The organism is Cytobacillus oceanisediminis (assembly GCF_004366035.1).
GTDB lineage: Bacteria > Bacillota > Bacilli > Bacillales > Cytobacillaceae > Cytobacillus > Cytobacillus oceanisediminis_C.
This window is the reverse complement of the sequence record NZ_SOEE01000005.1, coordinates 408,360-434,090: the sequence shown is the minus strand read 5'-3', so window position 1 is coordinate 434,090 and position 25,731 is coordinate 408,360. Positions and strand designations below refer to the sequence as shown.

The 25,731-nt window shown below is 38.0% G+C and carries 23 protein-coding genes and 4 tRNA genes; 24 read left to right on the top strand and 3 right to left on the bottom strand.

The window, feature by feature from the left end:
• The first annotated feature begins 82 nt into the window (after positions 1 to 82).
• The 14 genes from DFO72_RS15350 to DFO72_RS15285 all read left to right on the top strand — a co-directional run bounded on the left by DFO72_RS15350 (position 83) and on the right by DFO72_RS15285 (position 12,375).
• A tRNA-Lys gene (locus DFO72_RS15350) sits at positions 83 to 158 on the top strand.
• A 13-nt stretch (positions 159 to 171) separates the two neighbouring features.
• Positions 172 to 243: transfer RNA gene (locus DFO72_RS15345), tRNA-Glu, on the top strand.
• A 61-nt stretch (positions 244 to 304) separates the two neighbouring features.
• Positions 305 to 381 (top strand) — tRNA-Asp (locus DFO72_RS15340).
• A gap of 29 nt (positions 382 to 410) precedes the next feature.
• Positions 411 to 483, top strand: a tRNA-Phe gene (locus DFO72_RS15335).
• Between the two features lie 366 nt (positions 484 to 849).
• On the top strand, positions 850 to 2,325 hold the full coding sequence (locus tag DFO72_RS15330) for a peptidoglycan DD-metalloendopeptidase family protein (protein WP_113885494.1): 1,476 nt from the start codon (positions 850 to 852) through the stop codon (positions 2,323 to 2,325).
• Between the two features lie 356 nt (positions 2,326 to 2,681).
• Positions 2,682 to 3,392 (top strand): response regulator YycF, encoded by a 711-nt coding sequence (gene yycF / locus DFO72_RS15325; RefSeq protein WP_009332454.1) that lies wholly within the window; start codon positions 2,682 to 2,684, stop codon positions 3,390 to 3,392.
• 8 nt (positions 3,393 to 3,400) lie between these two features.
• Positions 3,401 to 5,233, top strand: a complete 1,833-nt coding sequence (gene walK / locus DFO72_RS15320) for a cell wall metabolism sensor histidine kinase WalK (RefSeq protein ID WP_113885495.1) — start codon at positions 3,401 to 3,403, stop codon at positions 5,231 to 5,233.
• A complete protein-coding gene (locus tag DFO72_RS15315) occupies positions 5,230 to 6,567 on the top strand; it encodes a YycH family regulatory protein (protein WP_113885496.1) in 1,338 nt (445 codons plus the stop codon). Before walK ends, DFO72_RS15315 begins: the two co-directional genes overlap by 4 nt.
• On the top strand, positions 6,554 to 7,357 hold the full coding sequence (locus DFO72_RS15310; protein ID WP_113885497.1) for a two-component system regulatory protein YycI: 804 nt from the start codon (positions 6,554 to 6,556) through the stop codon (positions 7,355 to 7,357). Before DFO72_RS15315 ends, DFO72_RS15310 begins: the two co-directional genes overlap by 14 nt.
• A gap of 15 nt (positions 7,358 to 7,372) precedes the next feature.
• A complete protein-coding gene (locus DFO72_RS15305; protein ID WP_113885498.1) occupies positions 7,373 to 8,167 on the top strand; it encodes an MBL fold metallo-hydrolase in 795 nt (264 codons plus the stop codon).
• 373 nt (positions 8,168 to 8,540) lie between these two features.
• Positions 8,541 to 9,770, top strand: a complete 1,230-nt coding sequence (locus DFO72_RS15300; RefSeq protein ID WP_113885500.1) for a S1C family serine protease — start codon at positions 8,541 to 8,543, stop codon at positions 9,768 to 9,770.
• Between the two features lie 147 nt (positions 9,771 to 9,917).
• Positions 9,918 to 10,088: a CxxH/CxxC protein gene (locus DFO72_RS15295; RefSeq protein ID WP_374940688.1), complete on the top strand. Its 171-nt coding sequence runs from the start codon at positions 9,918 to 9,920 to the stop codon at positions 10,086 to 10,088.
• An 80-nt stretch (positions 10,089 to 10,168) separates the two neighbouring features.
• Complete coding sequence (rlmH, locus tag DFO72_RS15290; protein ID WP_009332442.1) at positions 10,169 to 10,648, top strand: 23S rRNA (pseudouridine(1915)-N(3))-methyltransferase RlmH; 480 nt, start codon at positions 10,169 to 10,171, stop codon at positions 10,646 to 10,648.
• A gap of 137 nt (positions 10,649 to 10,785) precedes the next feature.
• On the top strand, positions 10,786 to 12,375 hold the full coding sequence (locus DFO72_RS15285; RefSeq protein WP_134177264.1) for a DUF262 domain-containing protein: 1,590 nt from the start codon (positions 10,786 to 10,788) through the stop codon (positions 12,373 to 12,375).
• A 111-nt stretch (positions 12,376 to 12,486) separates the two neighbouring features.
• On the opposite strand, the gene DFO72_RS15280 is transcribed toward DFO72_RS15285, so the two are convergent.
• Positions 12,487 to 12,870, bottom strand: coding sequence for a restriction endonuclease subunit S (locus DFO72_RS15280; protein ID WP_258549815.1), 384 nt, complete (start codon positions 12,868 to 12,870; stop codon positions 12,487 to 12,489).
• An 88-nt stretch (positions 12,871 to 12,958) separates the two neighbouring features.
• On the opposite strand from DFO72_RS15280, the gene DFO72_RS15275 reads away from it, so the two are divergent.
• The 6 genes from DFO72_RS15275 to DFO72_RS15250 all read left to right on the top strand — a co-directional run bounded on the left by DFO72_RS15275 (position 12,959) and on the right by DFO72_RS15250 (position 17,961).
• On the top strand, positions 12,959 to 13,219 hold the full coding sequence (locus tag DFO72_RS15275) for a hypothetical protein (RefSeq protein ID WP_113882500.1): 261 nt from the start codon (positions 12,959 to 12,961) through the stop codon (positions 13,217 to 13,219).
• Between the two features lie 312 nt (positions 13,220 to 13,531).
• Positions 13,532 to 13,864, top strand: a complete 333-nt coding sequence (locus DFO72_RS15270) for a hypothetical protein (RefSeq protein ID WP_113882499.1) — start codon at positions 13,532 to 13,534, stop codon at positions 13,862 to 13,864.
• Between the two features lie 99 nt (positions 13,865 to 13,963).
• A complete protein-coding gene (locus DFO72_RS15265) occupies positions 13,964 to 15,409 on the top strand; it encodes an SIR2 family protein (protein ID WP_113882498.1) in 1,446 nt (481 codons plus the stop codon).
• On the top strand, positions 15,409 to 15,891 hold the full coding sequence (locus tag DFO72_RS15260; RefSeq protein ID WP_113882497.1) for a TIR domain-containing protein: 483 nt from the start codon (positions 15,409 to 15,411) through the stop codon (positions 15,889 to 15,891). Before DFO72_RS15265 ends, DFO72_RS15260 begins: the two co-directional genes overlap by 1 nt.
• Positions 15,892 to 16,067: 176 nt before the next feature.
• Positions 16,068 to 17,102 (top strand): restriction endonuclease PLD domain-containing protein, encoded by a 1,035-nt coding sequence (locus tag DFO72_RS15255; RefSeq protein ID WP_113882496.1) that lies wholly within the window; start codon positions 16,068 to 16,070, stop codon positions 17,100 to 17,102.
• A 67-nt stretch (positions 17,103 to 17,169) separates the two neighbouring features.
• Positions 17,170 to 17,961, top strand: coding sequence for an HNH endonuclease (locus DFO72_RS15250; RefSeq protein WP_113882495.1), 792 nt, complete (start codon positions 17,170 to 17,172; stop codon positions 17,959 to 17,961).
• 199 nt (positions 17,962 to 18,160) lie between these two features.
• Here DFO72_RS15250 and DFO72_RS15245 read toward each other — a convergent pair whose 3' ends face one another.
• Together DFO72_RS15245 and DFO72_RS15240 are read right to left on the bottom strand one after the other, a co-directional pair.
• Positions 18,161 to 19,606, bottom strand: a complete 1,446-nt coding sequence (locus DFO72_RS15245; protein ID WP_113882494.1) for a DEAD/DEAH box helicase — start codon at positions 19,604 to 19,606, stop codon at positions 18,161 to 18,163.
• Between the two features lie 392 nt (positions 19,607 to 19,998).
• Positions 19,999 to 21,453, bottom strand: a complete 1,455-nt coding sequence (locus DFO72_RS15240) for a PLP-dependent aminotransferase family protein (protein ID WP_113882493.1) — start codon at positions 21,451 to 21,453, stop codon at positions 19,999 to 20,001.
• Between the two features lie 119 nt (positions 21,454 to 21,572).
• Here DFO72_RS15240 and DFO72_RS15235 point away from each other — a divergent pair, with 119 nt between their 5' ends.
• The 4 genes from DFO72_RS15235 (at position 21,573) to DFO72_RS15220 (ending at position 25,454) form a co-directional block, all read left to right on the top strand.
• Complete coding sequence (locus tag DFO72_RS15235; RefSeq protein WP_113882492.1) at positions 21,573 to 22,193, top strand: LysE/ArgO family amino acid transporter; 621 nt, start codon at positions 21,573 to 21,575, stop codon at positions 22,191 to 22,193.
• 452 nt (positions 22,194 to 22,645) lie between these two features.
• Positions 22,646 to 23,134, top strand: coding sequence for a hypothetical protein (locus DFO72_RS15230; protein WP_134177262.1), 489 nt, complete (start codon positions 22,646 to 22,648; stop codon positions 23,132 to 23,134).
• 26 nt (positions 23,135 to 23,160) lie between these two features.
• Entirely contained in the window at positions 23,161 to 24,861 is a 1,701-nt protein-coding gene (locus tag DFO72_RS15225) for a GMC family oxidoreductase N-terminal domain-containing protein (protein ID WP_113882490.1), read from the top strand.
• 65 nt (positions 24,862 to 24,926) lie between these two features.
• Positions 24,927 to 25,454, top strand: a complete 528-nt coding sequence (locus DFO72_RS15220; protein WP_113882489.1) for a DUF3231 family protein — start codon at positions 24,927 to 24,929, stop codon at positions 25,452 to 25,454.
• Positions 25,455 to 25,731: the final 277 nt, after the last annotated feature.

Below are 25,731 nucleotides of genomic sequence, written 5' to 3'. Positions count from 1 at the left end.
AAAAGTTATTGCGCTTTTATAAAACTCTATGATATTATAAAAAGCGTCGCCAAGGTGGCAAGCTTGGTAACACACATAGCATGAGCCATTAGCTCAGTCGGTAGAGCATCTGACTTTTAATCAGAGGGTCGAAGGTTCGAGTCCTTCATGGCTCACCATTTATTTTTATTTGGCCCCTTGGTCAAGCGGTTAAGACACCGCCCTTTCACGGCGGTAACACGGGTTCGAATCCCGTAGGGGTCATGGCGAATAACCGTCAGCAAACGGCTGGCAAGCCCAGCTTACTTGCTGGCGGTTATTATTTGGTCCGGTAGTTCAGTTGGTTAGAATGCCTGCCTGTCACGCAGGAGGTCGCGGGTTCGAGTCCCGTCCGGACCGCCATTTACATATTTAGCCTCAAAACTAAATAAGGCTCAGTAGCTCAGTCGGTAGAGCAAAGGACTGAAAATCCTTGTGTCGGCGGTTCGATTCCGTCCTGAGCCATTCCAAAAAGGAGTATGTAACCAAGCATGCTCCTTTTTGTTACATTCTTGTAATACAAGCAGGTTGGCGCTGCGTGGCCGTGTAATTAAGCACTTCTCTAACTCCTCTTCTTTCGCACCACTAAAAAACCTCTATAAATAGGGATTATTTCCTATCTTCTTTTCGACAAAAACTTCCTAAGCTTTGTTGTTAATAGTCATAAAATGTCAGCTATTATACATTTTTATTACATTCCCGAGTCTAATAATCTATTTGCTTTGCTGTATGGTAAAGTAAATATTGTGAAAAAATCAGGCTGACAAATTCGTAGTTACATAGCACTAAATGAAAGTGTCTTTTGTTACCGTAGTCTAGGGGGATGTAACCATGTTCAAATGGGTGAAGAAAGTAACCTCAGCATCAGAATCTACAGCGAAGAGCTTAAATAAAACCATAAATAGAACGATTGCTGCTGGTTTGGCAGCGGCGGCTTTAACTTTTGCAGGCGGTGTTTCCGCTTCTGCCAATGATGATAGACTTGTGACGGTTTATTATGTCTATATGGGTGACGAATATATCGGAACGGTGTCAGATAAGAAAGTCATTGAGGATATGGCCGATAAAAAGATCAGTGAGGCAGAAGGTTCCCACAAGGGATTAAAGCTGGCGCTGGCAACTGAACTATCTTTTATTCCTGAACAGGTTTTTGAGTCCAGTTCAGAAGTGAATGAATCTGAAGCGCTCAATGGATTAAAAGATAAGATGGAAGTACATGCCGAAGCGGCGGCACTAGTCATTGGCGGCAAGGAAGTGGCTTATGTTGAAAATGAGGAGCAGGCCAAAGCGGCTCTTCAGAATATCAAGACTTCCTATGTATCAGAGAAAGATCTAAAGGCTCTTGAGGAAAGAAAGGCATCTGCTAATACTCCTTTACCTCAGCTGAAAGAAAATGAAACACGTCTTTTAGATGTCCGTTTTACGGAAGATGTATCCATTTCCGAAACAACCGTTAAACCGGATCAGATCATCAGTGCAGATGAAGCGGTGAAGCTTCTCCAAAAGGGAACTCTTGAGGAAAAGAAATATGAGGTTAAAGTAGGTGACGCACTAAGCAATATCGCGAGTGCCCATAACCTTGATATGAACCAGCTGATTGAGCTGAACAGCGGACTCAAGGAAGATTCCCTTATCAAAGCAGGTCAGGAATTAAATGTTACTGTCTACAAACCGTATGTAAAAGTGATAGCAGATAAGGAAGTTTTCAAGAAAGAAAAAATCGATTATGAACAAGAAGTCATTGAAGACAGCAGCATGCCTAAAGGTGAAACGAAAGTAAAGCAAGAAGGCAAGGAAGGCGTTCGCGCTGCAACCTATCTGATTTCCGAAGAAAACGGACAAACGGTCAAAAAAGAAGTAAAAGAAGAAAAGGTTCTCGTAGAGCCTGTGAAACAAATTGTCATCAAGGGAACCAAGGTCATTCCATCCCGCGGTGAAGGCAGCTTTGCCTATCCTGCAGTCGGCGGCTATATCTCAAGTAAAATGGGATACCGCTGGGGGAAAATGCATAAGGGAATTGACATTGCAAGACCAAGCGACCGGACGATAAAGGCTGCTGATAATGGAACGGTTGTCTCAGCAGGAAGGGATGGCGGATATGGCAACAAAATCGTCATCGACCATAATAATGGCTTCCGCACGGTTTATGCCCATCTCGACTCCATCAGTGTAAGTGTTGGCCAAACCGTTTCAAAGGGCTCAAAGATCGGTATAATGGGGTCCACTGGAGATTCAACCGGTGTCCACCTGCATTTTGAAGTATACAAAAACGGAAAAATGCAAGATCCGCTTAAATATATAAAGTGAAACTTCAATCAGTGGGGGCTTACTTTTCCTCATTGATTGTTAGTTGAACCAATCGGGCCTTTACAGGCAGTTTGCTCCCACCTAGCCCTACTTTGATACTTCACAGACTTGAAGGTGGGGCTTACTGCCCGTTAGACTGCGATAAATAAATAATTCATGCTAAAAAGTCTCTAGCTTTCATGCTAGAGGCTTTTGTAGTTAAGAATAATATAAAAAATAGCACCAAAGTTTTACAGGCCTTTGCTAATAGGTGAATTCCCACTGTTAAAATGGTAAAGTAAAGTAGATAACATATGTATGAAACTGACTTCTACTGCTCCAAAAATAAATAAATGAGCAAGAAAAAGGAGATAGGTATGGATAAAAAAATTCTGGTTGTAGACGATGAGAAACCAATTGCAGATATACTGCAGTTCAATTTGAAAAAAGAAGGCTATGAAGTGGTATGTGCCTATGACGGCAATGACGCACTCGATAAAGTAGAAGAAATCAAGCCGGATCTGATTTTGCTTGATATCATGCTTCCGCAGCGGGATGGCATTGAGGTTTGCCGCGAAGTGCGCAAGAAATATGATATGCCAATCATTATGCTGACAGCAAAGGATTCTGAAATTGATAAAGTTTTAGGCCTTGAGCTCGGTGCAGATGACTACGTTACAAAGCCGTTCAGCACGAGAGAATTGATTGCGCGTGTGAAGGCTAATATGAGGAGACATCAGCAAATAGCTTCCAAGACGGAAGAAGAGGACGAATCCAACGAAATTGAAGTTGGCTCCCTGATTATTCATCCGGATGCCTATGTGGTTTCCAAGCGCGGTGAGACGATTGAATTAACACACCGTGAATTTGAGCTTCTTCACTATTTGGCCAAACATATTGGACAAGTCATGACAAGGGAGCATCTCCTTCAGACTGTATGGGGCTATGATTATTATGGTGATGTCCGCACAGTGGACGTAACCGTAAGGAGACTGCGGGAGAAAATTGAGGATAATCCAAGCCACCCGACATGGATCGTGACAAGAAGAGGAGTCGGATATTACTTGCGGAATCCTGAACAGGAGTAAAAGGGTACATGGAAAAGGTTGGTTTTTTTCGGTCCATTCATTTGAAGTTTGTGATCATATATGTTCTTCTCATCCTGGTAGCGATGCAGATTATCGGGGTCTACTTTGTCAGGCAGCTGGAATCGACTTTAAGGGCCAACTTTAAAGATGCTATTGAGGAACGGGTTAATCTTCTTGATTATTATGTGCAGGAACAGATGGCCAAAGAAAGGCTACCGGATGAAGAAACACCCTCATTAGAGGAAGATATCAGAAGGCTATTAAGTGACTACAACTCTGCGGATATAACAGAAGTCCGTGTAATAGAAGGGGAATCACTTAAAATCCTTGGGACCTCTGATCCCGACAATCAGGGGGTTGTCGGCCAGAGGTCCAAAGACAATTTAATAAAGATGGCGATAGCCACTAAGCAGCAGGTACCGAAGGACATGGTTGACCCCCAGACAGGCCAGCGGATTTGGGTGCTCGTTACGCCTATTTTAAGTAATGGGGAAGCAAATGGAGCCATCTATCTGGTGGCGAAAATAGAAAATATCTATGAGCAGATGAGACAGATTAATAATATTTTCACCACGGGTATAGCTATTGCGTTGGCAATCACAGCTGTTCTTGGCATACTTCTTGCCCAGACGGTGACACGCCCAATATCGGATATGCGGAAACAGGCGCTTGCCATGGCAAAAGGAAATTTCTCCCGCAAGGTTAAGGTCTATGGATATGACGAAATTGGCCAGCTGGCCATTACTTTTAACAGTTTAACAAAGAAACTTCAGGAAGCTCATGCCACAACGGAGGGTGAACGGCGTAAGCTTTCATCCGTCCTTTCCTATATGACAGATGGAGTAATCGCGACTGACCGCAAAGGGCGGGTTATTTTAATTAACGAGCCTGCAGCAAAAATGCTGAATGTTTCACGTGAAACTGTCCTGTCTTCCCCGATTGTTTCCCTGCTGGGCCTTGAAGAGGATTATACCTTTGAAGAGCTTCTGAACGAGCGGGATTCGGTCATCCTGGATTACAGCAGCAAGTCGAAAACGCTGATCCTTCGCGCTAATTTTTCGGTTATCCAAAAAGAAACCGGATTTGTAAACGGCTTAATTACGGTTTTGCATGATATCACCGAGCAGGAGAAAATTGACATGGAACGCCGCGAATTTGTGGCAAATGTATCTCATGAACTCAGAACGCCGCTGACCACGATGAGAAGCTATCTGGAGGCTCTCGCGGAAGGCGCCTGGAGGGATGAAGAGATTGCCCCAAACTTCCTGGATGTCACCCAAAATGAAACAGAGAGGATGATCCGCCTGGTCAATGATCTGCTGCAGCTGTCTAAAATGGACAGTAAGGATTACCGCTTGACCAAGGATTGGACTGATTTCATTTTTTTCTATAATAGAATTATAGACCGTTTTGAAATGACGAAGCAGCAGAACGTTACGTTTGAAAGAAAGCTTCCGGATCATTCGGCTTTTGTGGAAATAGATGAAGACAAGCTCACCCAGGTGCTGGACAATATCATCTCAAATGCACTTAAATATTCTCCGGAAGGCGGAAAAGTGACGTTCAGCATTGAGGAAAAAGATGAATTTATTATTGTCAGCGTTTCAGACCAGGGAGTCGGAATTCCAAAGGAAAATATTGACCAGATTTTTGAGCGTTTCTACCGCGTTGATAAAGCAAGAACCAGGAAGCTTGGCGGAACAGGCCTTGGCCTGGCCATTGCGAAAGAAATGGTAGAAGCGCATGGCGGGAAAATTTGGGCAGCGAGTACGGAAGGAAAAGGAACAACGATTTCATTTAGCCTTCCATATGTTCGTACGGAAGAGGATGATTGGGAATGACCTACGAAAATATAAAAACCATTATACTGACCATTCTAGTAGTGACAAGTGTCCTCTTGACCTGGAACCTATGGACCTACCAGCCGAACTTTGAACCTATTGAAAAAGCAAATACAGTTAAGGAAGTAACGGTTGCGGAAAAAAAAGATGTGAATCAGATTGTAAAACCGGACACCCTTTTGTTTCATCTTGGGGAAAAACAGACCTATGGAACAGTCAGCCCTGCTGAAATCAATAAAATTATAAAAGAAATCAGTGATTGGAACTTTGCTGATTTTGAAAATATAACAGATGAAACAGGCAATCTTCCTTCATTTGTTCACGATGAAGGAAATGCTGTCCTTGTGTTTCCGGATTCTGTTCCGATAGATTTATATAAATCAGTGATCAAAATCGGTGATCAAAATCTGACTAATTTTCAGTTTGACCGTATTGTCATTGATACCAGGGCAGTAGATAAAAAGGATGGAAATGTCGATTTTGTTTCAATGGATACCCTGCAGGTTTATAGAAGCCATGTGCCAGTTTCCTTTATTCAGAATTTCAAAAGCCAATTCTTCAATCTGTCGGAGTATAACCCTGAATTTAAAGCCTATTTTGCTTATAAGCCATCTGATAAAAAAACCATCTATCTACCTTCGCAGGATACAAAAATGGCTAGATATCAGTTTTTGGAGAAGAAGCTGGACTCTGAACAATATAAAAATGCCTTGTTCAGTGATCCAAGTGTTGTGCAAAAGAGCTTTCAGCAATCTGAAGAGGAGTACAATGATACATTAAGCTTATTGAGAGTGAATTATGATAAGAATACACTTAGCTATGTAAAACCAGCTTCAGCAGATAGCCAGACATTTGCACCTGGCGATCTGCTTAAAAAGAGCATTGATTTTGTTAATGCACATGCAGGATGGACAGACAATTACCAGTTTGCCGATATAGATCAACTGAATCATAAAGTGATATTCAGGATGTATGATTCTTCAGGTTACCCTATTTTCAGCGATGATCCGAAACTATCGGAAATTCGCCAGGTTTGGGGGCAAAATGAAATTTACGAGTACTCTCGAAGTAATTTCCAGCTGGGGTTGAGTGCCGAATCTCCAACAGAAGTATCTCTAAGTTCCGGAACCAGTGTGATGGACTACCTGTCAGGTCTGAAAGGGTTTGATCCGGACTTGCTGGAGAATGTAATGCTTGGATATAAGATGATGCTGGTCAAGGAAGCACAGACCACCTTCATTCGTCTGGAACCTTCCTGGTTTTACCGGTATGACGGGACGTTAAAAAGCATTACGCTTGATGAGTCAGGGGGCATGAATAATGGATTGGAGTAAGATCAAAACAATCTTTATTTTAACTTTCCTGGTGCTGGATATCTATTTGATGTACGAGTTTTTTAAGCTGAAGGAAGCCAGTGAATTTGAACCGATTGCTCAGGCATCCCTGGAAAGGCAGCTTAAAAGTGATGATATCACATTTGAAGTGACCCTTCCGAAAAGCAACCCAAAAGACCGGTATTTGAAGGCAAATCCAATGGAATTTGATATTGAATATCTTGAAGGATTGAAAGATAGTAAACTTGAAGGCCAGGATATTACGATAACGGATGGAACCACTCTGAATTCAATCCTGGATGAGCCGATCAAAATCAGTGACAAATTCAGTCCTTCTGAATTAAACGCTTTTATTAAAAATAGGGTATTGTTCGGCGAGCAGTACCGCTTTTGGGAAAAAAGCAAAAGCGAAAATACCATCACGTATTATCAGGAATTTGAAGACAAGATGTTTTATATGAATTTAAACGGCGAGCTCACTTTTTATTTGAATGATGAAAATGAAATTGTTACTTACAAGCAGACGCTCCTGGAAGAGATTGAGTCTAAGGAGGAAAGTGAAAAAGTCATTCAGCCGATAAATGCCGTTGAAACACTTTACAAGAGTGGGTCACTGCAGCCGAAGTCAAAAATTACAAATATAGAGCTGGGTTATTTTACGTATGTGCATTTAAGTTCTTCTCAATTATTAAGGCCTGCCTGGCGATTTGTCATTAATGGCGAGGAGAATTTGTTTGTTGATGCCTTTGAAGGGAAAATTATTCAGCTTGGAAACGAAGAGAAAATATAGTGGAGTGAGGAGAACATGTCTTTACAATTCAGCGTTCTCGCGAGCGGCAGTACTGGGAATGCAATCTTTGTCGAGACAGAGGAACATTCCTTTCTGGTTGATGCCGGATTAAGCGGGAAGCAAATGGAAGGATTATTTCAGCATATTGGCCGGGACATCGGCAAGCTTTCAGGGATACTGGTGACCCATGAACATAGTGACCATATTAAGGGTGTCGGGATTCTTGCCCGGAAGTATAACCTGCCGATCTATGCGAATGAAAAAACATGGCTGGCCATGGACGGACTGATTGGACAAGTCCCGGTTGACCAGAAGTTCCATTTTGATATGGAAGCAGTGAAAACATTCGGATCCCTTGATATTGAATCCTTCGGGGTTTCCCATGATGCAGCCGACCCAATGTTTTATGTGTTCCATCATAGTGGGAAAAAACTTGTGCTGATTACCGATACAGGCTATGTCAGCGACCGCATGAAAGGTCTGATTTCCAATGCGGAGGCTTATGTATTTGAAAGCAATCATGATGTCCAGATGCTTCGCATGGGCCGCTATCCGTGGAATATTAAGAGAAGGATCTTAAGCGATGTCGGCCATGTATCCAATGAGGATGCAGCCCTTGCGATGAGTGAAGTGGCGGGCGACCGGACGAAGAGCTTTTATCTGGCTCACTTAAGCCAGGATAACAATATCAAGGATCTGGCGAGAATGTCCGTATCCCAGACACTTGAAAGCCGTGGGATCCTTGTCGGCGAACAATTTGACCTTTATGATACAGATCCGAAGGTCCCAACGATTTTAACAGCCGTTTAAATATAAACCAGAAGAGGAATACACAGAGAGACAGCCGTTTCCGTGTGTTCCTCTTTTTTTATGTCCAGCTCCAGCGCCTGCCCCCTCTCGAGGTGAAAGGGGTGAGCACCAAGGAATGCTTCCTTGGATAAACCTCGCATGAACAAGTGGTTTTTACTTGTTGTTCCGAAGGCGCTTTCGCTTTTCTTAAAAAAATATAAAAAAAGTATGAACAAAGTCGTAAGATTGCTGAAGCAAGTGCGTTTTTGTTAGATTTTTGAAAACAGGAGAGTATAATAATGGGTATAAAGGAAGACTAAATTTTAGCATTTATTTTTAAAAAGAGCTTTTTTAACAGCGTTTTTTTGCAAATGAAAGAAAGGATGGGTGCAGTTTGGGCTATTATGATCAAGATCATCAGAACCGTTATAAAGGGCAAAAAGGCAATAAGGGCGGATATTTTCTGGCCAGCCTTGTTGGAGTCATATTAGGGGCCATCCTGGTCGTGGTTGCGGTGCCAAAGCTATCTGACTACAACGTGCTGCCTTATACGGTTGAACCGGATGAAAGGCTTCAGGATGAAGCAGCTGAGAATAACAATAACGCCAATGTTCAGAATGTCTCGCTTGATGTGACAACAGATGTAACCAAGGCGGTCGATAAAGCTGGTGATTCGGTCGTAAGCATTACGAACATCCAGACAGCTGGCTTTTGGTCGAATGAAGGAAATGGAAGTGCCGGACAGCCAGCCGGTACAGGTTCCGGAGTAATTTATAAGAAGGAAGGAAATACAGCCTTCATCGTTACAAACCACCATGTGGTAGAAGGCGCTGAGGAGCTGGAGGTAAGCCTGCAGGATGGCACCAAGCTGCCGGCAAGACTGGTTGGAAGTGATATTTGGACGGATCTTGCTGTGCTTGAGGTAGATGCTAAGGAAATTAAGACGGTTGCTGAATTCGGCGATTCTGACAAACTGAAGCCAGGCGAACCTGTGATGGCCATCGGGAACCCTCTTGGCCAGTTCTCCGGCTCTGTCACTCAGGGGATTATATCTGGATTGGAACGTGCTATACCGGTCGATATTGACCAGAACGGTACCGTCGACTGGCAGGCTGAGGTCCTGCAGACAGATGCCGCCATCAACCCTGGTAACAGCGGCGGGGCGCTGGTTAATATCAGCGGCCAGCTCATCGGCATCAACTCCATGAAAATCGCTGAGAGTGCGGTAGAAGGAATTGGATTGGCGATTCCGATTAACTACGCACGCCCAGTCATTGATGATCTTGAAAAGTTCGGAGAGGTAAAACGTCCGTATATGGGCGTACAACTGGCATCAGTCAACGAGATTCCTGGCTACTACCAGCAGGAAGCGCTAAAACTGCCTAAGGATGTTAAATCAGGTGTGGCCATCACTTCAGTTGAACCGAACTCTCCAGCTGCACAGGCAGGACTGAAGGAAATGGATGTCATCGTCGAGATGGATGGACAAGAAATCAAAGACATCATCGAATTGCGCCAGCATCTGTATACGAAGAAATCAGTGGGCGACCAGATGAAAATTAAAATTTACCGCGACGGCAAAACCCAGGAAGTAACCATGAAGCTGAGCGGCGAGACACTTTAATGGAAAGACTAAACGGGAAAGCGGCAATCGCTTTCCTGTTTTTTATTGTTTTGTTAAGATGAGATGTGGATAACTTATATACATAGGCGAAAATAAAAATTATCCACAGATCGGATAAAAAAACAGGCTGCCAGCCAAAAAAGGAGCATGCTGAAAATGATTTACTGCTGTGACGAACACGTTGATCTGGCAATAGATATAGTGGTTGATGAGTACGAAACATTCCCGCAATTGACAAAACTTGAAGAGGATAAAAAGTTATCAACAACCTGTGAATATTGTCAAAATAACGCAATATATGTTGTAGCGAACGAATGATCCCATACAAGATGTGGATGAAAAATGTGGACATGTGGATAACTTATGTGGATATCTTGTTTGTAAAGTGAGGACATACTGTGAATATCTCAATTATTACGGTCGGAAAGCTAAAAGAAAAATACCTGAAGCAAGGAATTGACGAATACCTGAAAAGACTGTCGGCCTACGCCAAAATGGATATCATAGAGGTTCCAGACGAAAAAGCCCCTGAAGAACTAAGCGAAACGGAAATGATTCAGGTGAAGCAAAAAGAGGGTGAGCGGATCCTGGCGAAGATTCATCCGGATGCACATGTTATTGCCTTGGCGATTGAAGGGAAAATGAAATCTTCGGAAGAGCTTGCAGATAATCTTGATAAACTGGCTACATACGGGAAGAGCAAGATTGCGTTTGTCATTGGCGGATCGCTTGGGTTGAGCCAGGAGGTTTTGCAGCGGGCGGATGATAAGCTGTCCTTTTCGAAGATGACGTTTCCGCATCAGTTGATGAAGCTTATCTTGTTGGAGCAGGTTTATCGGGCGTTTCGGATTAATCGGGGGGAACCGTACCATAAGTAAATGAGGTTTTTTAAATTTATTACTATTAATAGTAAAAAGTCTATTAGATGAGACAGTTTAACTAAGTAACTAGTTGGACTGTTTTTATTTTTCTATAAAATGGTATAATTATAAAAAAATAGAGGGAGTATTGCTTTATGTCTGAACCATTATTTATAGATGATATTATTTCTAAAATAGAAAAGGGAGTAATTAGAATTCCTTCATTCCAACGAGGATTTGTTTGGGATGGTGAACGTGTAGCTAAATTAATGGACAGTATTTACAAAGGGTTTCCATTTGGAAGTATATTAGTTTGGAGAACTAAAACGCCATTAAAATCTGAACGATTATTAGGACCATATCAATTACCAGAAAATGATCCAGATTACCCTTTAGATTATGTTTTAGATGGACAACAAAGAATAACCTCAATATTTGGAGTGTTTCAAAACAATTTAGAAGCAACATCTAATTTCGATATGAATATTTTTAAAATTTATTTTGATTTAGAAAAACCTGTAGATGCACAAGGTTCAAATTTTATTTTTTTGGAAGATGATGATGTAGATACTAAAAAACATTTTCCTTTGAGCATTTTATTCAATCCTCCAGAATACAGAAAATACTTAAAAAGTATGGATGAAAGTGTAGCAACACAAGTTGATAGTTTATACGATAGATTTACAAAAGCAAAAATTCCTGTACAAACTTTTACAACTGATGATCGTACAACGGTAGCAATAGTATTTGAAAGAATAAATAGATTAGGAGTAAAACTAGATACCCTTCAGTTATTGTCAGCATGGACATGGAGTGAGGATTTTGATCTACAAGAACAATTTAATGAATTAAGTGAAGAACTGGCTCCTTATGGCTTTGACGAGGTTGGAGAAGATAATGACCTATTATTAAGATGTTGTAGCGCTATTCTAGAGAGTAGTACCACACCTGAGACTATAATAAATTTAGATGGAACACTAGTCAGAAATAATTTTAGTTTAATAAAGAATGGAATATTAGGGGCTGTTGATTTTTTAAAAACCAATTTAAATGTGTATTCAACCAAAGTACTTCCATTTAAAAATATTATAATACCCTTATCTGTATTCTTTGCTACTGATAAAGAACAAGGAGTAAGAGTTACAGCAAAACAACATGAAACATTAATAATATGGATTTGGAAAACATTCTTCTCTAGAAGATATAGTAAAAGCTTAGATAAATTAAACTTAGATATTTTAGAGATAATTAAACTTAAAAATGATAAATCAAATACTCTAGGAGAATTTGCAGTTAATATTGATGAAACATTTTTTAAAAATAATACATTTAGTGTAAGTTACGTTAACGCTAAAACATTTATTTTAATGTTGGCTAATGAAAAGCCATTAAATTTTACAGATGGTAGTGTAGTTGCATTAGAAAATGTATTAAGAAACTGTAATAAAAAAGAGTTTCATCATATCTATCCACAAAGTTACTTGAAATCTTTGGGTGTTAATAATAAATTGATTAATTCATTAGCAAATATTTGTATTATCTCAAGAGGCCCAAATAATTCACTTAGTGGGGAAAAACCGAGTCTTTATAAAACACAAATGCCATCTGATACTCAGAAACTAAAAGAAATTATGAATCATGCTTTATGTCCTGAGGATATTTTCCATGATAATTTTAATAAATTTTTAGAAGAGCGTTTGGAATTATTAGTAAATAAAGCTAATAATTTAATGCTTAACAATTAAATTATGCTATCGTACTTAGACTTGTTAATGAGAACAGTACATAAGTAAATGAGTCTTTTCTGTAATACAGATACAGCACCGTTCCAGTTAGTGTGGAAGGTGCTGTTTTAATTAAATAAACATTTGTTGCATGAAGTATTTTTTTTGTTGATCTAGTTCTTCATATTTTGCTTGTTCTCGATAAATTTGCTTATCTAAAGTTGAAAGGAATTGGATTATTTTTTTCTGCTCCTTGATTAAAGGTACTGTAATTTCACCCTTTAATACATTTTCATTATTAATCTTCATATCATTTTTAGCACCCTTATTTACTAAAGGTCGAAGATATGAATTTGTATGATCATCTAGTTTGAAGTAATAATCCAGGAATTCTCCAATTATAGTTTCTTTACAAGAATAAACGGCATAAAGTGTAGAAACTATACCAGCTTTCTTTTTGTTGCACTTAATAATTCCATAAGGATTAGATTTTAGAGGACTCTTAGTATATACAATATCTCCAGTATGAACTACATGATAATTTGCAACAGATTCTCCAGCAAAAGAGCGCCCTTGGAACTCTATTAAAGTATTTAGGAGCTACATGGAGGAGCACCACCCACATCTAGTTTGGAAAGATTGGAAAGTAGATGTTAGATCCCTATCAGCGAACGATATCAGGAATGAAGAGATTAAGGCTAGTGTTCCGAATGAATTTCAGGGAGAACTAACGTGTTGGGTATTCTTATATGATGGCGGTGTATCGAATGTTGTTTACTTGTTACAGGATAAACAGGGTTTGCAGGATTTAGGAATTGGTTTATTGAAAGGTGATGAACTTATTAAGCCTATATGCTTTGTGTAAAGCCACTGGCAGATGAGTATACAGGACAACTTAATATGATAAAAGGTCGGAGAGGTTTGCTCTTAAAGAGTTATCGTCTCTTTTTTCGTGCGTGATTTTACAGTAAAGGAGGTGAGCGCATGTCACCAATTGACCTATTTAAAGCAGGAGTAGCATTCGGAGTATCCATCTATGTATTTATTAAGCAGAACACTAATCAAGGGAAATAAAAGGGGTGGTAGCAATGCAATACTTTTTACTAGGTGCAGTCTTTGGGGTTGTAGTTTCTTTAGCAACGGAATTAACACAAAAACCAAATAGGAGCTATCGTTAATGAAAAAAATACAATGTTTAAAGGACTTTAAGAAAGTTGAATGTATATTATCAAATCATTTTGTAGAGTATTTAAAAAGCGAATTTTATGGTCTTTACGATTATCTTAACAATGGTGATAAACTGGAGAGCTTCAGCCTACCTAATTATCAAAATATGGTAATACTGGAGGAGGATGAAGAGATTAATATAATCTTGAATAGTACTTTAAATATAGAGTTTGTAGAAGAGGTTGAGCTAACTCAATTAGTTATCTACAGGATAGGAATAAATATTGATGAAGATGTACAACTATATTTTGCAATTAAAGACAAATGTAATCTAAATGTATAGAATAGGTGAATTTTATAGTTATTTAGTTGGGGTAAATTGTATAATTTTGTTATAATATAGTAAGGAAATTCTATGAAATTATGAAAGAAGGTGAAATTAATGAGTACATCTATAGCGATGTTTGAAAGAGCGGTATTGAAAGAGCTTCGCAATAATAATTTGGCTATATTTGCAGGGGCTGGACTTTCAAGGGGGTCAGGTTTTGTTGATTGGCGAGGATTGCTTAGTGATGTTGCTTCTGAATTAGACTTGGATATTAATAAAGAATTTGATTTAGTTTCAATAGCTCAATATCATTTTAATGCAAATGGTAGACAAACTATCAATGAGGCGATTGTAGAAGAGTTTCAAAGAACGGCAGAAAGAAATGTAAATATGGATATTTTATCTCGACTACCTATTGATACTTATTGGACTACAAACTATGATTCGATTATTGAAGATACTTTGGGTGATAAAGGAAAAACAGTAGATAAAAAAATTAGCCAAAGTCAGATGAAAAATTATAAGCCTAACCGGGATGTTGTTGTTTATAAAATGCATGGTGATAAGGAATTTCCAGATGATGCTGTTATAACGAGAGATGACTATGAAAAATATGACAGTGAAAGAACTTTATTTACTACACAACTTAAAGGTGAACTTATATCTAAAACTTTTATATTTATAGGTTTTAGCTTTGAAGACCCAAATCTAGAGCAAATTTTAAGTAAAATTCGTGTAGACTTACTAGGAAATAGTCCTAAAAATCATTACTGCTTCTTTAGAAGAGTTAACAGGTCGGATAGTCGATACAAAAATTCCGATGGTTCCATTAATGAGGAGGAATTTAATTACGATAGGGTTAAGCAAGATTTGAAAATCAGAGACCTTAAAAGATATGGTATTAATTCAGTCCTTATTGATGAGTACACAGATATTACAAATATATTATTCAATATTGAAAAAAAGTTTAAAGTAAATAAAGTATTTATTTCTGGTAGTGCCGAAAATTATGGCAATTATTCTGTAGAGGAAGCCAAAGGCTTATTACATAATCTTTCTAAGTCTCTTGTGGCTAATAACCACCATATTATATCAGGATTCGGCTTGGGAGTAGGCAGTTATGTAATTAATGGCGCACTTGAAGAAATATTTGAAAATAAGGGAAAGAAAATTAATGAATATCTAACATTACGTCCATTTCCTCAATCAGCTTCGGGTGAAAAGTCGCTAAAAGAACTTTGGACGGAGTATAGAAAAGAAATGATAGACGATACGGGTGTGATGATTTTCTTATTTGGTAATAAGTTAGTAGATGGGGAAATAGTCCATGCAAACGGAATGTTAGAAGAATTCCACATTGCAAGGGATACTGGAAAGTACATTATACCAATCAATTCAACAGGTTATGTTACAGAAAGAATTTTTAATGAAGTTAAAAGCGACCTAGAGAAGTATTGGTATTTAGAGGATTCGATAAATATTTTAGAGAAAGATAGAAACCCAAAAAATATTATTTCTGAGGTAAATACAATAATCGAAAAAATCAGGAGGAGAGTTTAATGGCAAGAAAGGTTTTCTTTAGTTTTCATTATGAAAGAGATGCGTGGAGAGCTGGGCAGGTAAGAAACTCAAATATAACACAAGCTATCAAGGGGTATCTTGATGCGGCAGAATGGGAAGAAGTAAAAAGAAAAGGTGATAAATCAATTAGTGGCTGGATAGACGAGCAGTTAAAAGGTACTTCTGTAACTGTAATTCTTATTGGTAAAGAGACATCAGATAGAAAATGGGTTAAGTATGAAATTGAAAAGAGTATTGAAAAGGGTAATGGTTTGTTAGGGATTTACATACACCGCTTAAAAAATCAAGCTGGAGAAAAGGATACCAAAGGAGACAATCCTTTAGATAATTATTATATAACAGTTGATGGGAAGCAAAAGAAAGCTTCGAGTGTATTTAATACATACTATTGGGATTTAGACAATGGTTATGATAATTTTTCTGATTGGATTGAGGAAGCTGCTGAAATAGCAGGTAGATAACCTTTTACCATTTAGTTTATTAGAAACAGATACTTCCGGTTACACCATCTGCTAGATGGTGTATTTTTTAGAAGGAATGCCAGAGGGATAGATGTTAATTATATTTCTCAATCTTAATACATTTCTGTATTTTTCTTCCTGTTCAAAATAACTATCAAGTAAAAGGATGAGTTTTAATGAAAATTATAAACAATTTAAATTCAAACCATTTTAATTACATAAAGGAAATATTAGTGGATGCAGATGAGCTGCATATTATTAGCCCGTTCTTAATGGAATCATTTGATATCTTCTTTGAAGAAATAAAAGATATGGGGTTAAAAAAATTTTCATTAATAACTACATTAAAAGACGATAATCTTGACTTGTTTAAAAAATCAAATTCGCTACATTCATTTTGTTTTAATTGCTTTACGCATGCTATTGATTATAAGGTATTCATCGACAATAAATTACATGGGAAAATATACATATCTTTAAAAGATGGTGTGCCCCAACAGGCAATAATTACATCTGCTAATTTTACTGAAGCAGGTTTAGGGTTTAATCATGAATGGGGTGTACAAATAAATGAGTCTAACCAAATTACAAAAATTATTGATGATTTGACTAACGTAAGTAGCCATGCGCTAACTAATGAAGAGATTTCTAATATAATTTCAAGAATAGATAGTTACACTGGTAGTTCGGGAGAAACAAAGAAACCAAAAATTGATTTAAAAGTTAGTGACCTAATCAAGAAAAAGGTTAATGTAAGTAAGTCGGACATTCGATATTTTATTAAACCAGTAGGTTGGTCTGATAGACCTTTCTCCACTAATAGAAGTTTAGGAAATGATATTGAAAAGCTCCATTTTTCTAAAAGAAAGCCTTCTGCGGTAAGAGTTGGTGACATACTAATCTGTTATGCTGTAGGGACAACCAAATTGTTGGGTTACTATGAGGTTATTGAGGAACCTGTCTTCTTGAAAAATGCTGATAGATGGCCATGGGAGGTTAAGGCTAAGAATCTTTCTATTGACTACAGTAAAAGATGGAATTTCTTCCATAACACAATCTCTAGCATCCAGGCTACATATGCTTCTACAGAACCAATTACATTTGTTGGTGGAACATCTCTAGGAGCATTAAACTTCGGAGCAGACAAAATTAGATTATCTGAAGAATTTGCTAATCATGTTATTACTATTATTCAAAGGTCTGTCAAATAACTTTAATGTAAAGATTTTTGGTATTACAATTTAGAGTTCATATACAAAAAGATTGGAGTTGTTAAATATGAGTGGACTAGTTACCTGTGCATATTGTAAAAATCCTACAAAGAGGGCAAATGGTGATGGTGAGCATCCTATTCCTGAAGCAATTGGCTCGCCTATCAAAAACAAAGAAATTTGTCAGAAATGTAATGATGATGCAAATACTCTAATAGATACTAAGTATATAGAGGACAAATTCATTGATTTTATTAGAAGATTTGCTGCTGCAAAAAATAAAAAGAAAAAACGGTTAACTTATTCAGAGGCAGCGTTGTTTGATGGAGAGGTAAAAGCACACTATGGAGAAGGCGGGATATACTTTGAACTAACACCGGACAAAATGGCCGAATTACAAACAATTTTTGGGCACGATGAAATTTTACCGTTAAAAGAAGTTAAATTTACAGATGAAGAAATTATTAAAAAAGAACATGCAAAGATGCTATTAGGTTTAACTAGCAAATATTTACCCGACTTTATTATTTCAAAAACAGCAGATTTTTTACGCAATATTATATGGGGCAAACAAGTAGTTGGAGAAATACCCGAGCATAACTTATTAATAATTAGAGAAGAGATTTCAAGAGATATTCAAGACGAGGATTTAATTAAATATATTGATGAGTATGGATATCACTTTTTTGGTTATTTTACTAATGATGAAGGTCAACTAGAAATATACTTGGAGATTTTTGGATGTTTCTATGCATATATTAAAACCATAGAAAAAAATTGGGACAAAGATATTAATAAAAAAATGGTGATAAATCCCTACTTTAAAAAGACAATCATTGATGGTCCATGGACTTTTTAATTTCGTAACTGAAAAACACCTAACCAGAATGGGTGTTCTTTAGTTTTAAGTAAACTTTATTCTAATCTAGTAAAAAAACCTCATTTAGATATATTACGGTGAACCGTACCATAAGTAAGCAGGGTTTATTAGAAGGTTAAGCCGGCCAATGAAAATCCCCCTCATCTAATAATGTGAGGGGGATTTAAGTTTTTTCTACTTATTTAATCGCTTTGCTTACTTTTAACTTCTTCCCTTTGATGGTCGCATTCTCCATGGCTTGTAAAACTAATGAGCCTTTTCCATTCAGAATATCAACATAAGACATTTGATCATGGATGGTGATAATGCCGATATCATCTGCTGTGACTCCAGGGATTTTTGCGATCGTTCCGACAAAGTCAACAGCGCGGATTTTCTTCTTTTTCCCGCCGGTAAAATGGAGTTTCATAATATCTTGATTGATTCGGGCTGTTTTATTATTTCTTACAATACGCCTGCCGCTAAGTTTTTCTTCGAAAGCAGCTTTTCCGCCAGCCACTTCTAGATGGCTGGGTGCTTCTATCGCAGGTAGATCAAAGCCGATGTATCTTTCAATGGCTTTAATGAACTTTCCTTCATAGGGTGTTGCGAAGGTAATGGCTTTTCCTTTATTTCCGGCACGGCCGGTTCTTCCGGTTCTGTGCACGTAGCTCTCTTTTTCCATAGGAACGTCATAGTTGATGACAAGCGTCACATTATCAATATCAATACCTCTCGCAGCCACATCGGTGGCCACCAGATAGCGGAAGTTGCCTAATTTGAATCCTTCCATAACAGAGAACCGGTCCTCTTGCTCCAGCCCCCCATGGAGTCTCTCACAAGGATATCCAGCTCTATCTAGTTCGCTATACACAGTATCAACGTGTTCTTTGGTTCGGCAGAAAATCAGGCAGCTGTCTGGATTTTCTACAACCGTGACGTCTTTAAGGAGTGAGATCTTTTCTTCTTCTCTCACTTCAATTAAAGAATGTTCAATGGTTTCGGCCGTCACCTTGGTCGATTCAATCTCAATCTGAATAGGATCTTTCATATATTTATGGCAAAGATTTTCAACATCATTAGGCAGAGTTGCAGAAAAAACCATTGTTACTCGGTTTGAAGGCAGCTCTTTGATGATCGCTTCCACTTCATCGATGAAACCTCTATTAAGCATCTCATCAGCTTCATCTATGATAAGATACTTTATTTGATCCAAAATTAAGGTTTCTCGTTCAATGTGGTCCATGACTCGTCCAGGGGTGCCAACGACTACATGAGTTTTTTGTTTCAATTCATCCTTTTGCTTCGAAAAAGGTTCTTTTCCATAAACGGCCACAGCTTTAATGCGTTTAAACCTTCCGATATTCGTAATATCTTCGCGGACTTGAACCGCAAGCTCCCTAGTTGGCGTAAGAATTAAGGCCTGTGGCTTTTTTTCTTCCCATTCAATCATATCGGAAACAGGAATACCAAAGGAGGCAGTTTTTCCACTTCCTGTTTGAGCTTTTACGACAAGATCTTGATTTTTCATTGCTAATGGAATGACTTCACTTTGAACTTCTGTTGGGGTTTCGTATTTTAACACAGCTAGTGCTCTTTTTATTTCTTCGCTCACATGAAAATCCGCAAAACTTCTTTTACTCATTTTTAAACCTCGTTTTTTGATTTTTCGTCATATGTATAGAATTCTCTCCAAGAATTATTATATGCATTTTCTGAATATGGTTCATTATACTTGAAAAGTGCGGACAAAACGGCTTTTATTTTAAATTTTAAAAAGTAACAGATAAGGATGCGTTATTGATCTCAGATAACTTGAGGGAAAAAGATAATGAACAATACAATGCTTCTTTTTACAATAGTAATAAAAAATAACTCTGTTCTTTTAGGTAAGCCCAAAAACCTCTTTAGATATAATACGGAGAACCTTATCACAAATAGTGTTAAAACAAAAAGTTAAACTTGTCCTGGATAAACCCTTATTATATAGGAGTTTATCAAAATAAGGATACCGTTATTACGGTATCCTCAATAAAATTAATTCATAGAAGAATTTTTAATAAGCTGTGCTAAATAAACCAGCCCTTCTTCTAGTTGATCCATTGAAGCATATGAATAGGAAATACGAAGGTGCCGATCATCATTATTATCATACACATTTCCTGGATTTAATAAAATTCCTTCCCGAAGGGCTGCGTCAAATAGCTTTCGGGTGGAAACGCCTGTTAGTAATGTAAGCCAGATATAAAAGCCGCCTTTTGGGATGCTCCATGTTGCTATCTCAGAAAAATGTTTCTTTAAAATTTGAATAGTGAAATCCCTTCTGAGTTTTAATTCCTCTTTTGTTTCCTTTAAGAAATCCTCATACATACCACTACGAAGCCATTTGTCTACAGCATATTGTGATAAGGAACTAGACCCGTAATCTGTTTGCATTTTTATATCTGCCAAACGTTCTATGACTGGCTCAGGTCCCACAATCCAACCGATTCGTAAACCGGGGCTCAATGTTTTGGACATGCTTCCTATATACAGGACATTTCCTTGTGTGTCATTGGCTTTCAAAGGATTTGGAGGAGGGTTTTCAAACCATAAATCACCATAAACATCATCCTCAATGATAGGGATAGACTCCCTTTGACAAACCTTTATTAATTCGAGCCGCCTTTTTTCAGACATTAATGTGCCGGTTGGATTGTGAAAAGTGGGTATCGTATAGAGTAAAGCTGCATGATGTTGTCGCTTCATACGTCCAATTGATTCACATTTAATTCCTTCTTTGTCAAGGGGGATACCCAATAAGTTCATTCCAGCCGATTGGAATACGTGTACTGAGTTCAAATAGGATGGTGATTCATGAAGTATTGTTGATCCTCTTTTTAATAATCCAATTGATATCAATTGCAAGGCTTGGAGTCCTCCAGAAACAATTAAAATTGATTCGGGTGACGCTTTAATTCCTTTTGTTCTTAAATATGCACTTACCGTTTTACGTAAAGATAGACTTCCTTTAGGCTCCATGTATCCAAGAGATAAAGACTGTTCATTATCCATTTGCAGTATTTGCCCCATTTTTTTGTTGGGTAACAAGTCTGGTGAAAGTTCTCCTGTTCCAAGCCTAATCATATTAGGGTCTGCTTCGGCCTTATTAATTTCTTGGATGATCGTTATATTTGGTTTATGAATACCGGATTTTACATAACTGATCCAATCTGGAGGAGTAGTTGAAGCAAGCAGGCTCCATGTATTGTTAATCACCCTGGTACCGCTGCCAACCTTAGATTCAATTAGTCCATCGGCAGTCAGTTCTTCAAGTGCAATTACAATTGTACTGCGATTTACCTGGAATCGTTTTGCTAAATTTCTTTGTGGTGGTATTTTTGTCCCTATTGTCCATTCACCGTTCATTATTTTCTTTTTCATAAAATCAGATATTTGCTGATGTAAAGGAATGGATGAAGTTTTTTGTGGTTTCCACTCTATTTCAGTCATAGACTAGCTCCAATCATTTTTTTCGATTATATCAAAATGGTTGGAAAATATCCCATCCAATTGGTTGGAGACATAATGGTCATCCTTCGCTATTCTAGATAAGAATAGGGGGAATCATAATGGAACCATTATTTCATGGAATGATATTGGCATTTGGATTAATTTTACCTTTAGGAGTTCAAAATGTATTTGTATTTAATCAAGGAGCGACACACAAAAAATTCATCAATGCCTTACCTGCAATTATTACAGCAGGAGTTTGTGATACAATTCTTATTTATTTAGCTGTGGCCGGGGTATCCATTATTGTTTTTAGTTTTGAATGGTTAAAGATTTTGTTATTTTTAGTTGGATTCTTTTTTTTAGCCTATATGGGTTGGATTATGTGGAAAAACACGCCCGAAATAAACGCTAATCAAGAACGAGACCGTTTTTCTGCACGTCGTCAGGTTGCTTTTGCTGCTTCTGTCTCACTACTTAATCCTCATGCTATTATGGACACTATTGGAGTTATAGGAACTAGTTCATTGGCTTATACAGGATATGAGAAATGGGTGTTTACCGTGGCTTGCATAATGATTTCTTGGATCTGGTTCTTTTCCTTAGCGATTTCTGGCAGAAAGATTGGTCAATTTGATAAAAATGGTCAATTCTTAAAACATATGAATCAAGCTTCCGCTCTCATTATATGGGCTATGGCTATTTATATGGGATATCAAGTGTATTCATTATTAAGGTAGCATGAACTTTAGGAAGCTTTACCATAAATGCAAAGTGAACCATATCATATAAGCAGGTTTTTATTTGTAGTGTCGTGAGGCCATTCACCTGAGCAGAGGTTAGGGAAGTATCCCTTACCTTTTTTTGCATCTAAAAGGTAAAGGATAAAAATAAAAGAAGGCTCTATGTGTCATGGATTAGGGTCAATTGAGGCACTTGCAGCGACGGATGTAATTGGATTGATTCCCTGCTGGGGAATTGATCTTACTAATGCCTTTAGAGAGACTATTCCTAACTTGTCTCAATTTAATTTATTCTAAACCTCCAATTGCCCAAATAAGGATAGAGAAGATGAAAATTTTTCTTTTTAAGGGGGAGCGCAAAAATAAAACCATTATCCAGTGGAATTCAGGATGCTCATATAAGGATAACCTTTCACGCTGTAGTGGATTCCATTCTTCAGTGCTCTGTAATGGATGGGTTGATCCATGAGTATGTCATAGTTGTATTGGATCAAACTCTTCCTTCTACAATGAATCAAGGAGGAAGTATCCCTTTTTCAAAATCAACAGCTAACTTATTAGACGTGGCTGCTTTCCAACTTGTGCGGACAGGGAGAGTGGAGTGTTTCTACGATACTTGTACATCTCCTAGGAAAGGAAATTTTGCCAATCTTAAACGTAGTGACCGGCTAATGGCGATCGATTTATTGGAAAGATTGGAAATTCCTTTGGTGAGCTTACCAGAACCTTTTACAAAAAATCCAGGTTTGACGCAAAGTATGAAAAATACTCTAACCCAGCTAACGTTATTTGGCTATTATTCCGAATGGACAGGATATGGAGCAACTCGTTTAGATCGACCTGACTGTAGGTTCATAGAGTATTTTCCAATTGGGTGGACTCAAACAAATTATCCAGGACCAGCTTTTGGATACCGAAATATGCGTGGTTTTTATTGATGATCTAAATAGAGGGGGAATTCATCATGACTAATCCAGATGTTATTGTTATTGGTGCAGGAGGTGGTGGAGCTGTTATTGCAAAAGAGCTTGGGGAAAAGGGTTTAAAGGTTTTGATAATAGAAGCAGGTCCATGGTACGGAAATAAAAAGTGGCCTAATCCGAATTTCCAATCTGGCGCAAAAGAAAGTTTCGATATAAATGACTTAGATATTCATCTCTATAGGCGATTGTTAAACAAGTGTGAAGATAATATGAATAATTTGGTTACAGGCAGGTTTCGATGGGGACCAGCAAAAAGAAGTCGTGCACCATGGGTTCGATTAACGACACAAAAGCAACTGATATGGCAAAGTGCCGGTGTAGGAGGGTCTACACAACATTATACAGCTAATTCTCCTCGTGCTTATCCGTCAGCAATTGATCAATTTTGGCCAATCTCCTATCGTGAACTCATTCCTTATTATGAAAAGGTAGAAGACACATTACCGGTTAGCTTTGCACCAACAACCGCAAAGGAAGAAATTTTTTATTATGGAGCAAAAAGAGCAGGCTGGCAGCTAAATCCTACCCTTAATGTGACTACTCCATGCATTCGGCCTCAGCCTAACGCAATCTTACCTGTAAATAAAAATCTTAATAATTTACATGTTTCACTTGAGCAATTATCGTGGATGGAAGGATGCACACTCTGTGGCCACTGTATAAATGGATGCCCACATGGACCTTCCGTAGATAAGGTAGCAAAACGGTCAACAGCCGTTAGTTACATACCATTGGCTTTGGGTACTGGGAATGTAACGATCAGACCAAATACCTTTACAACAAAAATAGTAACAGATTCCAGTCATTTGCGAGAGTTACATGCCACCGGAGTCCGGATTAGAGATACATGGACTGGAGAAGAGGAAGAACTAAAGGCGAAAGTTATCGTTCTTGCAGGAGGCAGCATAGAAAGTCCGAGGCTTTGGTTAAATTCAAATCTTCCTCAAAACCCCTGGGTCGGGAGAGGTTTGACCAACCATTACATGGACTGGATTACCGGAATTTTTGATGAAAAGGAACTCATTTCCAGCATAGGCGAACGTGATATAAATCCATTTGTTGGACATACATCTGGTGCACGGCTGGATTTTCCAGGCTTAGGTTCTTTGCAGTCTGTTGGGATGAGCCCAGGTCTAACAGCTTCTCTTTCTTATGGTATTAGTCAATTTGGCTGGAATATATATCAAACGGAACATCCTAAATCGAATTTTCATAATCATATTGTTGGAAATAAATTAAGAAACCTGATGATAAGTTATCGGAGATCGTTAAATATACTAATCATGACAGATGATGAGGTTGATCAAAAAAATGGAGTTAAACTTCATTCTACGATTAGTGATGAACACGGTTCAGTCCCCCTTTTGAGCTATACTCCCACAAAAAGATCCCAAAGAAATAGAAGGGAATTAATTAAAATAGCCAATGATATTTTGTATAAGGCAGGTGCCAAACAAATTATCTCATCTAATTGGCCAGCAGGTATGATGATTCATTTGGAAAGTACGATGAGAATGGGGTTTGTAGTTGATTGTAATTGCGAAGCATATCAGGTAAAGAAATTATTTATCGTTGATAATAGTGTGCATGTTAACAGTTTAGGCGGGATTAACCCAACTCTTACTACACAGGCATTAGCCACACGCACAGCTGAAAAACTGTTTGAGAAATATTATAACTAGTATTTATTCTAGGCGAATGGTCATGATACTACTATAGAAATTAGTATGTCAGGAGGATTTTTCTGATGAAACTATTTGAATTGATTCATGACACATTCGAACCATTTTTAGACGGAGAAAAAAAGCCTTTAAATGTAATGGAAGTAACGAATTTATGGTTTTTCTTATTAGGTACTGAAACGACATTGCGTAATGAGGAATTGGGTTACAATCTCAGCGAAGATGAGGAATTAAAAAGAATTATCCTTGATATGAAAAATAATTTACATATTCCAATAAGGAATGAAATAAGAGATTTTTTAACAAAGGAAGGAGTCCCGCTTCCACAAAGCACTCCAGAAAAACCAGTGGGAGATTTTCAGAATCTGCCTGAGGGTGCTAAATTAAACGATGAGGAACTTGCAAATTTAATGTCATATAATTTAGCTTCAGGAGTTACATATGCCGCTAGAGGACTCACTGAATCCATTCGGGCAGATGTTGGACTGTTGTTTTCAAAGATAATAATGAAGAAGACACTTGCAGGATTACAGGTAAAACAATACTTAGAGCAGAATAAATGGCTGCGCATTCCGCCGTCTTACAAATCATAATACTTGTAAGAGGCAGACAAATTTCAAAATAAAATCCTTTTAATCTATGGCTATTTCTTCTATGTCTTAAAATAAAGATCACAAACATAATGTTTAACTTGATTATAACAAATGGTACTGCGTTAATTATTTTGCGTTTAAAATCTATGATTTTACTAAAAAGAAGATGTGGTACTAACAATTATGGTCAATGGTGTTCGATCAAGTTACCGGAAGGCGAAAAAGTTGTTTTTAAGGCAAAGGAAAATGGTGTTCTCAGTTGTTCTAGTAGAGAGTA

Coding starts and splice junctions, on each gene's coding strand:
- DFO72_RS15330 (WP_113885494.1), top strand. CDS start 850: ATGTTCAAATGGGTGAAGAAAGTAACCTCAGCATCAGAATCTACAGCG.
- yycF (WP_009332454.1), top strand. CDS start 2,682: ATGGATAAAAAAATTCTGGTTGTAGACGATGAGAAACCAATTGCAGAT.
- walK (WP_113885495.1), top strand. CDS start 3,401: ATGGAAAAGGTTGGTTTTTTTCGGTCCATTCATTTGAAGTTTGTGATC.
- DFO72_RS15315 (WP_113885496.1), top strand. CDS start 5,230: ATGACCTACGAAAATATAAAAACCATTATACTGACCATTCTAGTAGTG.
- DFO72_RS15310 (WP_113885497.1), top strand. CDS start 6,554: ATGGATTGGAGTAAGATCAAAACAATCTTTATTTTAACTTTCCTGGTG.
- DFO72_RS15305 (WP_113885498.1), top strand. CDS start 7,373: ATGTCTTTACAATTCAGCGTTCTCGCGAGCGGCAGTACTGGGAATGCA.
- DFO72_RS15295 (WP_374940688.1), top strand. CDS start 9,918: ATGCTGAAAATGATTTACTGCTGTGACGAACACGTTGATCTGGCAATA.
- DFO72_RS15285 (WP_134177264.1), top strand. CDS start 10,786: ATGTCTGAACCATTATTTATAGATGATATTATTTCTAAAATAGAAAAG.
- DFO72_RS15275 (WP_113882500.1), top strand. CDS start 12,959: ATGGAGGAGCACCACCCACATCTAGTTTGGAAAGATTGGAAAGTAGAT.
- DFO72_RS15270 (WP_113882499.1), top strand. CDS start 13,532: ATGAAAAAAATACAATGTTTAAAGGACTTTAAGAAAGTTGAATGTATA.
- DFO72_RS15265 (WP_113882498.1), top strand. CDS start 13,964: ATGAGTACATCTATAGCGATGTTTGAAAGAGCGGTATTGAAAGAGCTT.
- DFO72_RS15260 (WP_113882497.1), top strand. CDS start 15,409: ATGGCAAGAAAGGTTTTCTTTAGTTTTCATTATGAAAGAGATGCGTGG.
- DFO72_RS15255 (WP_113882496.1), top strand. CDS start 16,068: ATGAAAATTATAAACAATTTAAATTCAAACCATTTTAATTACATAAAG.
- DFO72_RS15250 (WP_113882495.1), top strand. CDS start 17,170: ATGAGTGGACTAGTTACCTGTGCATATTGTAAAAATCCTACAAAGAGG.
- DFO72_RS15245 (WP_113882494.1), bottom strand. CDS start 19,606: ATGAGTAAAAGAAGTTTTGCGGATTTTCATGTGAGCGAAGAAATAAAA.
- DFO72_RS15240 (WP_113882493.1), bottom strand. CDS start 21,453: ATGACTGAAATAGAGTGGAAACCACAAAAAACTTCATCCATTCCTTTA.
- DFO72_RS15235 (WP_113882492.1), top strand. CDS start 21,573: ATGGAACCATTATTTCATGGAATGATATTGGCATTTGGATTAATTTTA.
- DFO72_RS15230 (WP_134177262.1), top strand. CDS start 22,646: ATGGATGGGTTGATCCATGAGTATGTCATAGTTGTATTGGATCAAACT.
- DFO72_RS15225 (WP_113882490.1), top strand. CDS start 23,161: ATGACTAATCCAGATGTTATTGTTATTGGTGCAGGAGGTGGTGGAGCT.
- DFO72_RS15220 (WP_113882489.1), top strand. CDS start 24,927: ATGAAACTATTTGAATTGATTCATGACACATTCGAACCATTTTTAGAC.